The sequence below is a fragment of the Escherichia sp. MOD1-EC7003 genome (assembly GCF_002965065.1).
Taxonomy (GTDB): domain Bacteria; phylum Pseudomonadota; class Gammaproteobacteria; order Enterobacterales; family Enterobacteriaceae; genus Escherichia.
Genome location: NZ_PTRE01000213.1, coordinates 1 through 10,567 on the forward strand (window position 1 = coordinate 1; position 10,567 = coordinate 10,567).

10 protein-coding genes are annotated in these 10,567 nt (G+C 45.2%); all 10 read left to right on the forward strand.

Annotated features, from left to right (window positions below):
• Window positions 1-28 precede the first annotated feature (28 nt).
• The 10 genes from A7090_RS23820 to A7090_RS23865 all read left to right on the forward strand — a co-directional run bounded on the left by A7090_RS23820 (window position 29) and on the right by A7090_RS23865 (window position 10,545).
• On the forward strand, window positions 29-535 hold the full coding sequence (locus A7090_RS23820) for a hypothetical protein (protein ID WP_000780957.1): 507 nt from the start codon (window positions 29-31) through the stop codon (window positions 533-535).
• A gap of 1 nt (window position 536) precedes the next feature.
• Window positions 537-1,706, forward strand: a complete 1,170-nt coding sequence (locus A7090_RS23825; protein ID WP_024174696.1) for an SH3 domain-containing protein — start codon at window positions 537-539, stop codon at window positions 1,704-1,706.
• 154 nt (window positions 1,707-1,860) lie between these two features.
• On the forward strand, window positions 1,861-2,427 hold the full coding sequence (locus A7090_RS23830) for a hypothetical protein (RefSeq protein WP_000188920.1): 567 nt from the start codon (window positions 1,861-1,863) through the stop codon (window positions 2,425-2,427).
• Window positions 2,428-2,437: 10 nt separating this feature from the next.
• Window positions 2,438-3,049 (forward strand): phage tail protein, encoded by a 612-nt coding sequence (locus A7090_RS23835; RefSeq protein WP_105275751.1) that lies wholly within the window; start codon window positions 2,438-2,440, stop codon window positions 3,047-3,049.
• A 14-nt stretch (window positions 3,050-3,063) separates the two neighbouring features.
• Window positions 3,064-3,945, forward strand: a complete 882-nt coding sequence (locus A7090_RS23840; protein WP_000926345.1) for a hypothetical protein — start codon at window positions 3,064-3,066, stop codon at window positions 3,943-3,945.
• Between the two features lie 81 nt (window positions 3,946-4,026).
• Window positions 4,027-7,401, forward strand: a complete 3,375-nt coding sequence (locus tag A7090_RS23845) for a transglycosylase SLT domain-containing protein (protein WP_105275752.1) — start codon at window positions 4,027-4,029, stop codon at window positions 7,399-7,401.
• On the forward strand, window positions 7,401-7,757 hold the full coding sequence (locus tag A7090_RS23850) for a hypothetical protein (protein ID WP_105275753.1): 357 nt from the start codon (window positions 7,401-7,403) through the stop codon (window positions 7,755-7,757). Before A7090_RS23845 ends, A7090_RS23850 begins: the two co-directional genes overlap by 1 nt.
• Window positions 7,754-9,187, forward strand: a complete 1,434-nt coding sequence (locus A7090_RS23855) for a bleomycin hydrolase (RefSeq protein WP_000047923.1) — start codon at window positions 7,754-7,756, stop codon at window positions 9,185-9,187. The genes A7090_RS23850 and A7090_RS23855 overlap by 4 nt, the downstream gene beginning before the upstream one ends.
• On the forward strand, window positions 9,187-10,023 hold the full coding sequence (locus A7090_RS23860; protein ID WP_001189832.1) for a hypothetical protein: 837 nt from the start codon (window positions 9,187-9,189) through the stop codon (window positions 10,021-10,023). The genes A7090_RS23855 and A7090_RS23860 overlap by 1 nt, the downstream gene beginning before the upstream one ends.
• 78 nt (window positions 10,024-10,101) lie before the next feature.
• Window positions 10,102-10,545 (forward strand): phage tail protein, encoded by a 444-nt coding sequence (locus A7090_RS23865; protein WP_105275754.1) that lies wholly within the window; start codon window positions 10,102-10,104, stop codon window positions 10,543-10,545.
• Window positions 10,546-10,567 lie beyond the last annotated feature (22 nt).

Sequence of the window (10,567 nt, forward strand, 5' to 3'; positions counted from 1 at the left end):
TAATATCTAAAACAAAAAGGATAAAAATATGAAATTATATAAGTCATTGTATAGCTTTTTATTAATGTCCTCTTTTCTGCCATTATCAGCAATGGCAGGTTCTACCGTTTGGACGGTAGGAGGTGAGCAAGGGTGGAGAGAAATCTCTGCAACCAATGACGATGGTTATACAATTAACTTTTCTTGTGATGCTGGAGCAAGGGAAGGTTCCGAAGATCATATAGCTGGAAGAAATTTGTATGTAAGTGGAGGGAAAGAGAATGCTGATTTTTCTACACGCGACACAATTTCTCGTAAAGCTGATGTAATTACCTTAATTGTTGGTTCGGATAGCTTTAATATTGGTACGCAAAACACTGCTCCAAATCGTAGGGAATGGTATTCTTTTTGGAAGTCAGCGTCAGCCACAAAAGAAAAAAACATGGATGTATATATCGGATCGCGTCGAATTACATCATTCTCTCTTGATGGAATTTCAAGTATTTACAAGGAAGCTAAAAATGATGGATGTTTAAAGCAAGATGACGGTGAATAAAGTGAAGGATATTAAAAAACTTGCACTTGGCTCAGTAAGCGATCTCTATAATAGAGATTCAAATATTACCTGGCGTGATAATTTAAGTAAAATCAAAATGCCAGGATATACATCGGCAAGTGATTTATTAAAATCAGAATATGCTTCTAATAATTTGGTTAGACAGTTGGCAGAACTGCAAAAAAACGCAATCATTCCATCGTATAGAGAACATATGGCAAACTTGCAAGAACAGTTAAGAATAGGGCGGCTAGCTCAAGAACAAATAGCAAGATTGAATTTGCAATCGTTACTTAGTGATTCTGTTAAAAAACAGCTTGCGAACATGACGAGCTTGAGAAGAATAAATAGCAAGCATCGTGAATTTCTTGAAATTCTACAGAAACAGGCCAAGGTTTATCCCCCGCATGATGCAAATAAATACATTCAAATGCTAAGGAAGCAGGCAGAAATTGCTATGCCGTTACGAAACCAGTTCGAGATGCTTAATAAGCAAGCTGGTTTAAATAACATGCAAGCAATACTTAATGAATTGCGACAAAATGTAAGTCATAAGATAGATTTAAACAATGAAATAAAAGAATCATTAAAACAATATACCCTAGCGCAAAAGGCTTCATTACATCAAATAATGGAGCAAAGTCTTTCATCAATTGCACAGGCTTATGTCGAAGGTGCTATTGAAACATCTCACAACGAAAGTGATGTTCAAGACAAAGGATTAAATAAATCCAGTTCGACGTTCATTGATTCATTTAAGTCGCTCCCTCACCCGCTTCAGTTTATTATTATGTGGCTTTTAACAGAAGTGGTGCTTGGCGCTATTGCTGATTATGCAAAAGAACAAATCTTATCGCAAATACACAAGACAGAATCATATTCTGTATCCCTATATGAGGATGCACCAATATCAAAACAAAAATTAATTAAAGAAAACACAGAAATTAAGTGGGAAGATCTCAATGGTTTTAGGTTTATAACTGGTGATAACGTAAGATTACATGTCAGTCCTTCTTTAAATAGTGAAGTGATTGAATGCATTGGCAAAAACACAATTGTTGCTATTTTAGATAAGAAAGATCGTCAATGGCTTTACGTGCAGGTTAAATCAGGGGATGAGTTTATTACTGGTTGGATTACACGAACATACACAAAGCCTCTTAAGGCTTGAATTTTATCTCCGCATCTTCGGATTGGGTGTTGATGACGATGTGCTACTTGAAGCACTTGAGTTGTTTTAACGTAGTATCTGAAATGTGTAGACTGACCGGTAACAAATGACAACTCGTAGAATCGGTTAACACACCAGATTCTACGAGGTTTCAATGACACCACGACAATTACTCGAAGACGTCAAATCCCGCTTCACACCTTTGATTGCGGATGAACCTGCTTTACTGGAATCCCTGCTAAGAAAAGCATTGGGAACCTACCAGGATAGGGCGGGGCACATCAAGCGGATACGCTTCACTGATCAGACCTGTAAATCACTTGCTTGCCCAGCTGATTTTCTTGCGCTCGTATCGGTTACAGATCACACCGGCGATCTTGTCTACTCCGATGTTTACGATGGGAATATCGAGCTTGAAGATACTCATCGAGCGGTATATCCGCTGAATGTGTCATATCTGGCTAATTTACGTGATATGGATCTGGATAATGGGGAAGTGCCACCTGAAATCATTGGGTTACTTTCTGACTATCTGGAAGTGTTAATCGCGATACCTAACACTGATCGCCTGCGAAGAATATCTATCGCGGGGAAACTCGATGCCAGCAATTTATCCGACGAGAACACGCTGTATCAGCGAAAGCTGGATCTGGAAGAGAAAATGAGCGCAACAAGGGCAATTATCCCGGGAATTGTTCTTTTCTCATCCATGTTGAAGTGAGGTCGTTGATATGGGACTTAATGTTGCATCAGTAAAGTCTTATATATCTTCGGCATTAACGACGACATTATTTGGCTCCGGCGTTGGTGAGCGGGAAGTTGGTAAGCTGACGTCAATCATCATGAACAAAATGCTGTTCGCGCAAGGATGGCAGTTCTCTGTCGAAGTTGATGGGCTGGAGGGGGCAGACTTCTTTGCCAAAGACATTACCTACCACGATTACAGCATCGAATATGAAATGATTAAAATCGGCGGAGGGAATATCCTTCAGCCAACGGAGCGTTCGCCTGGGCAGATAACAATGATGGTCAGGGATACCGGTGATGGCCTCGTTTTGGACTGGTTTAAGACGGCAAAAAGTCGGGTGATCAATCCTGACGGCACCGTGAACATACCGTCTAAATATTTGCTCAATGTGCGTATTTATCGGTTGCTGTCTTCCGGTTTAACCAAACTGGAAAATGAGATGACGGTATTCCCGGTTACTACCGGCGATGTCACCTATGCGCGGGATCAGGTCACGGAATTTAAGTCATTCCCAATGACCTTCGCATTGCACAGCACGTTTAACCAATCCTCAAGTTCTTTGGCTTCCCTTCTGGGCTTTAGTTTTTCTCTTTGAATTAAGGAGCAAGGATGCTTTTACCCCTTTTCCCGCTACCATCGCGGCCAACTGAATTGATCCAGTTCCGTCAGCCAAATATTGCTGATGCGATGCGTTTCAACTCGATAACACCGGAGGAACAAGAACAACAGACAACGGCATATTTAAAAGCCTTGCTGGCTGAACCCGCGAAACATGATCCCCTGACATGGACGGCGCAGGACCGGATTACCGCGTTATGGTGGATATTTACCGGCTCCCGTGAAACACCGGTCGAGACATTCACCTACACCTGTAAACATTGCGGTAAAGAGCATTATTACGATTGCGATATGAATGCTCTGGCTGAAGATATCCAGGTCCTGGAAGTGGAACCTTTCATTGACGATATTGAGGTGTCTGTAGAGGGAGTGCCTTATCAATGGCGTATCGTGCCGCTTGATGGTTGGGCAATGGAAATGCTGGAGATGCGCCGTGCAGCATTGCCACCTGAAGACGACGCGGAATTCAAAGAAGCGATCGTTGATTTGCGTTTTTGGGAATTCGCTTATCAGTGTGAGCTTTATAACGATGTTAGCGGTACTCGTGAAGATCAGGCTGAGCGTCGTTATGAAACGATTAAACGGATGGCCATTGATACTGAATTTATGAAGCTGGCGGCACACATCCGACTGGCTCATGAAAAGCTCGAACATGGTTTACCGTGCTACATCGATAAAGGTGAAATGCGTCTTCGTCTCCCGCCGCATAAATGCCCAAACCAGGATAAAAAGGAGTCCACAGAGGGTGCGTATACCCGTCTGTGGGTGCCCTTTCGGGCTACCGACTTCATTCCACAGGTGGGGATTGAAAAGCTATCAGACCTTAGTGTCCAACCTGGTTTTGTATGGGGGTATACCGATTCAGGACGCTGAAAGGCTCACTGAATCCTATGCGTTTTTCCTGTTGGAGAAACTGGAAGAAAAACTTAAACCGAAACGGTAGGCGATAAGATCATGGAAAGAAAAAACGCCAACATTGACGATGTTATAAGGACAGTTGAAACCGCCAGCGCAAAAGAGCTGGAAGAGCTTGCTGGTATCCGGGAAGCTGTTGAAGATTTGAAAGGTGGGCGAGTTGCTACTGTTGATCCTGTCTCTCGCAGCGTGTCGGCATTAAATCACACAATCGAAAATTCCCGGCCTGACTTTGTGGCCAAAGCGCCATCAGTAGACCCTATTGTTGACGCAATGAAACGGCTTAATTTAGGGGACGTTTCTCGTGTAGTTCAGGAAGATGTTGCTCAACAGGAACAGCGGGCCAAATCAACCACACCAAATGGTAAAAAACGACGCAGGAAGGCTATACCAGAGGATGTAAAGGCGCAACGGACCGAAGCAGCCGAACACGCTCGCGAAATGTTCGGTCAAAAAGGCGGTGCGCAAAAAAGCCAAAACCAACGCGATGCGCGTGGTCGTTTTATTGGAAAGTCAGGGAGTAAGGCCGCAGCGGAAGATGCCCGTGCTGAACGAGCAGAAAAGGCCAGGCGAAAAGAGGATGATGAGCGTCTAAATGCTGAATCAGGTTTATTAAAAAAACTGTCAAAAGTAGCTGAAGGCATAGGTAACCCTTCAGAGACTCGTGCCGTCGATGCGTTAGGTTATGCCGTTGCTGGTCCATTGTGGGCCGCAGGGAAGGAGCTTGGCGGGATATCAAAAGAAGTTGGTGGATCGCTTAATGGTGCCAGAAAGTCTATTGCCGATGTGATTCGTGGCAATGACGATAACAGCCGTAGAAAAGGTTTTTTTAGGCGTAAATCGCAAAATAGTGCCGATGTCGTTCAGGTTAACACCCAAAAACGGACGGTTCAGGAACTTCAGGATCAGACCAGCGAAATTAAAGATGGCAATGACAAGATTCTCAGCGCCCTTGATCAGATAGCCAAAAACACCGGGAAAAAGAAGGGCGGCTTGCTGTCCAAATTATTTAGCCTGTTAGGGAAGGGGGCCGGTGGCGTCGCGTCGTTGTTAATGGGGCGTGGCATGCTGAAAAAAGCTGGAGCACTCGCTTTTGGCGCTCTGGGGGCAAAGAAACTTGTAGGAATGCTACGCGGTGGTGGCAAGAAGACTCTCGCCCATGAAGGCGGAGATTTGGCTGCCCGGGCAGCAGGTAAACTTGGATTAAAGGCAGTTGGTAAAGGGGCGTTACGCGCAATTCCCCTAGTCGGCACAGTGGCTGGAGGTATTTATGATGCGGTAACCGGTTGGAATGATACAGAAGCGCAACGTCGAGCGTTTGGGCTTAAATCAGGACAAGATCCATCATTCCAGCAAAAAGCCGCTTATACGTTAGCTAATGTTCTTGATATGGGGGGACTGGTATCTGGTATTAGCAGCGCCATTGGTGAGGTTCTCAAATCACTTGGATTTGAGGATATCGGCAATATGTTGCAATCATTTTCGACGGAAAGTATTGCCCTGGCCATTGATAGTGGGATTACCAACTTAGAAACATATATTTCTAACCTTGGCGACACCATTTCTACCAAGTTCGATGATTACACAGCAAAGATTGGTGATGCTGTTTCAGCATGGTTTAGCGATACATCTAATAAGCTGCTTGAAAAGCTGGATGCCATCAAAGACTTCTTTACTGTCGATAACCTGAAACAGGTTTTCAGTGATGCAATTGATAGTGCAATTGATTTCATTAAGAACCCAGGGAAACACATTAAAGAGGCGGCTGGTAATATTTGGGATGGGGTTAAAAATTTACCAGGTAAAGCATTAGATGCAGCGGTTGATGCCGTTAAAAATACCCCTGCGGCAATGATTGTATCAAAAATACCCAATCCGATCGGCGAGGCTAATGCGAAAGAAATCACTCCAGAGTTAAAAGCTCCGGTTAATAGCCACCAGGGGACATCTGATTCTAAAACTGAATCCGATGCCAAACAGACTAATATTGCTGCCCGCGTGATAAATGCGGCTCTGGATATGGCGAAAGATAGCAATAAAACAGTTAAAGAAACTGCTAATCAGATTATCAATGCAAATGCCGTAGAAACAGGAAATAAAGCAGCACAAACAATTGATGCTGCCTTGGGGCAGTCTGCTACAGGTAAGGAGGAAGCATTAAGTGCATATGAGATAGATAAACGTCGATTTAACAATGGCAAGGATGTTTCTTTGCCAAAATTAAATGCTGCCGGATACCAATGGATTTCTGACAATGCCGATTATTTTGATGAGCTTGAACGTAAGTATGGGCTTGAAAAAGGGATTCTGTCAGCAGTTGCATCCGCAGAGTCTAGTGCAGGCCAGAGAACTGGAAATCCAGTAGACAAAAACGGGAACAAACTTTCATCTGCCCTTGGGGCTTTTCAGATCACTAAAGGTACAAGGGAGGATCTTGGACTCAGCGATGCTGATGCCATGGATACACGAAAAGCAGCTGATGGTGCCGCCAGATACCTAAGTATGCTGATGAACCGTTATAACGGTGATCAGGGTCGTGCAATAGCTGCCTATCATGCTGGTATGGGGCATGTTGATAAGGGGAGAGTAGTCGCAGGTACCGGCGAATATGTTACTCGTGTCAGAGGGTATCAGCAGATGCTCAATAATGGTGCCGTTTATGGCTCTAAGGTAGATCATAGCGCACCAGCAATTTACGAAAAGATACCTGATAACGCCGTTATCGATCAGTCTACTGGCCTGGCGTTTACCCCTGGTGATAGCCCGTTTGAGAAAGGCGGTCTGGTAGACAAAATCGGCAATGCTGTTGGCGTTAACGATCTGGTCAACAAATTCATGAATGGCCGGGGTATGCGTCGGGAAGTCGTTCAGGGAACGCTCGAAGAACGTGCACGAGGGAAGGGGACCGCAACAGCAGCTGGCAATGTGTATGTTGATACTCCGATGCCAGTTGAAGAGGCGCGTCCGGTGGCCAGCAACTCAAGTTACTTTGACCAACTCGGCGCACAAATGGGGATTGATGGACTATTCGATAAACTCCGCAACTCGCCGGGGATGCGGAAAAATAATGCGCTTGAACCAGCCTCCACGTCCCAGGTGACGACTGCCGCCAACGATTTGCAGCAACCAACCGGTCGTATGCAGATAGACGGACAGGTTATTAGTGACCTTGGCGGCTCCGGTGCCAAGCCGACAATGCAGTTGGCTGATAATACCGTTTCACTTGATGGTGAAACGAAGCGGCTGTTTGCGCAGATGACCTCATTGCTTGCCAGGATTGAAGAGCACACCAAAGACTCGGCGAAAGGCCAGGGAACTGTCGTAAAGGTCAGCACGCCTCAGCCGGGCGTTATGCGCACGGTACCACTGTCAATTGATGATCCGTTGATGAATGACTACGCGAGAGTTGATTGATGGCCAACAATAACGAAATTGATCCTTTGCTGACGCTGGAGTTATCCGGCGTAAAAACGTATGAGTCCCAGGAGGAGGCCTGGGGCGCTCGTTTATATGAGTGGCTAAACACTTATCAGGGTGAGGTATACGGGGATCCGTCATGGGGCAATGTTTTACCGCAGTTTAAACACGAACCGACCAACTTGTCGCATGTTCAAATTGCGGTTGAGGCAATGCTGTTGCAAAAACTGACGATAGATTTACCTGACATACCGATTTCTGGCTTGTCAGTAGCCGAGGGAGATGCTTTTGATAAGTTGAAAATATCCATTCGTATCAGGGATATAACTATCACACAGGACGTGGTGCTATGAGTAAAACAACACCGACTAAAGACAGTATTCGTGCAGAGTTTGAAGAGCTTGTCGAGAAAGATTCATTCTGGTCGAAGTTTGTCGGCTCTCAATTTGTCTCGATGCTGACATTGTTTATTACCCAGATTGTCTACAGGTGCTTTCAGTATGCCGATGCGGCGCTGGCTGAAGGCTTTATATCGACCGCGACGCGGCGTTCCTCTATCCTGGCAGCGGCAGAAACGAATAGTTACGTTGGTACCAAGCCAACACCGTCATCGGGGATGATTGAGATCACCGCCACAAGTGAAGATGCCCCAGCGGTAATTCCCAAAAACATGCCTTTAATATCTGACGACCAGTACCCTTACATGACTATGGATGTATGCAGGTTGGTTGACGGCACCGGTACGGTAGAAGTGGCACAGTTGGAAATCCAGGAGGTGACATATACCGTTACGGCTGCCAAAGAATTTCTGGAAGTCGTGTTATCAAAGGCTCTCACTGCTGTCTGCTATAAGCTGGAAGTATTCGTGACGACCGATGGTAAGACCACGCAGTGGTCTTCCAGCACAATGTTCCGGTTAGCTGGTAGTAAAAGCCAGGTCTACGTTGAGTTTTATAAACCATCCGAACAGTTGGGTGTCCGATTCGGCGATGGGCTAATTGGGCAAATACCGCCAGAAGGCTCGACAATTACGCTTAAGGTATGGTGCACCAACGGCGATATAACCCTGGTTGCTGGCCAAAACCTGACTCCTGTTGATTCTGCGGCTAATTTAGCTAATTTGATTTCAGTTAAGACAACGACACCTATAACCGCAGGTACCGATGCTGAAACAACGGAGATCACACGTAACCGTGCACAATATTACCTTGCCTATGATGATCAGGTCGTATGGGGCGGGGACTATACGTATTTTCTGGTGCGTAACATCCCGGGACTGTCCTGGGTAAAGGCATGGGGCGAAGGCCAGCAAGAGAAATTAGATGGTGCTTATAATGTTCGGAATATCAATAAGATATTTATTTCAGGATGGCATCCAAACAAAAGCCAGTCAGAGCTTGAAGAAATGATCCTGGCCGCCTTTAAGAAGGTGCCGAATGAGTTGAACAAGAAATTCTCGTATAAAGAGGTCAGAAAACTACCCTTTAAGATCACCATCACTGGGCGGATATCGGCAAGCCTGACCATTGAGAACGTGACTGATGAGCTGAAGTCGGCACTGGAAACAAAATTTGGGCGTGACTCAACTTTCTTTGATCCGAACCGTGTCGGCAAGTACATCCTAATCAAGAAAAAAGACGTTTGGGCATTTATCGAAACGCTGGGTTATTTCCGCGACTTTTATCTGGAATTTGTCGAGTGGAATGAGTCCAACGGCTTTTACGATTTCGTTTATCTGGATACAGAAAACTCCACCTTTAATATTTCGTATGAGGAGGAGTGATGCAGCGTTCCTGGTTTAATAACCGGCTTACATCAGCTAAGCAAAAGTCATTACTTTATAAATCATTGGCTGATTTGGTTCAGTCAATGATGGACACCTTTGTTGACCCATGGTTGGAGCGAATTACCAACCGGAAGTCTATTTTCTCCATGAGCAAGGAGGATCTGGAGACTAGGACAAATGAACTTGGCCAGTTTTTTACTATCAGAACGTCGAATTCATCTTCCGTTCCGATGTTGTTACAACAGCGGTTTGATGAGATCCATTTTAAGGGTACTGAACGCCCTATAAACCAGACAATTTATCGCGAATTTAACGGTATATCGGTTTTATGGGATCCCATATATGCTCCGGTGGACTTTGAACGTCATCCCTATGGCACGGTCCTGATTCCAGAAAGCACACTGGAAACCACCGGCGGCACATTCGGCGAGATGTTTCTGACTTCCAGAGGAATGATCAGTATTCCCATAAACGACCTGGCCCGGACAATGGGTATTACTGGAACGATAGATCAGTCCGCAATTACAGAAGAAATTCTCAGAAAGTTTAATCAGTTCGTAAAGCCTCTACTGCCACTGCATATAGTGTTTGATGGGCTTACGCTCTATTTGTCGGTTGTTGTAAATGAACAGGCCGACATGATCACTTTGAATGAGATTTCTGATACCGAAAAAGCATTCTGCTGGTTTGAAACTTCGGATACAACTTCGCTTACTGAAGTTACGTCGATTAACGCCCCGATCACTGCAACGCCGGGCGGCACTATTGTGAAAGCAACGCCTACGTTTGATCGCACCCGCGCAGATGATTTGCTGTTGGATAGCGATGCGTGACAATCACCCCGTCCGCAGGGCGGGGTGACAAGTTACTTATCTTACAATGAGGCTTCACAACATTGATTAGGGAAAATCATGTCTGACGTCTCAACAAACCTCTATAAGAGTCAGTTGTTGGACTATTACTATCAGCGGCGCGCTGAATCGTCCATTAACAAAGGCTCTCGATTTTTAATCAGCAAGGCCGTTTTCGGTACCAGTTCACTGGTTACTAAGAAAGGAGATGGCACTTATGAGATTGGAGAACTGCCAAAGGCTTTCGATCTGGCAGAACTGACCAGTCAATTTTGCACCATCAACCTCGTCCCAACCTACTCAGGCGGGATAATTACTGTCCGAATGGACCTTGATCAAAGTCAGTTGCAGGAAGGGAAAAACTACCCATTCAACACTCTGGTTGTTCTGGATAACGAGAATAAGCCAATCGCCATTATTTGTGTCCAGGAAGACTCGCTGTATGTGGGCAAAACATATACCGCTGAACCGCCCCGGTTTTCCTGGAGAGTATTTTACCTGTGAACTCAGGCTGCCAGCTCATCAT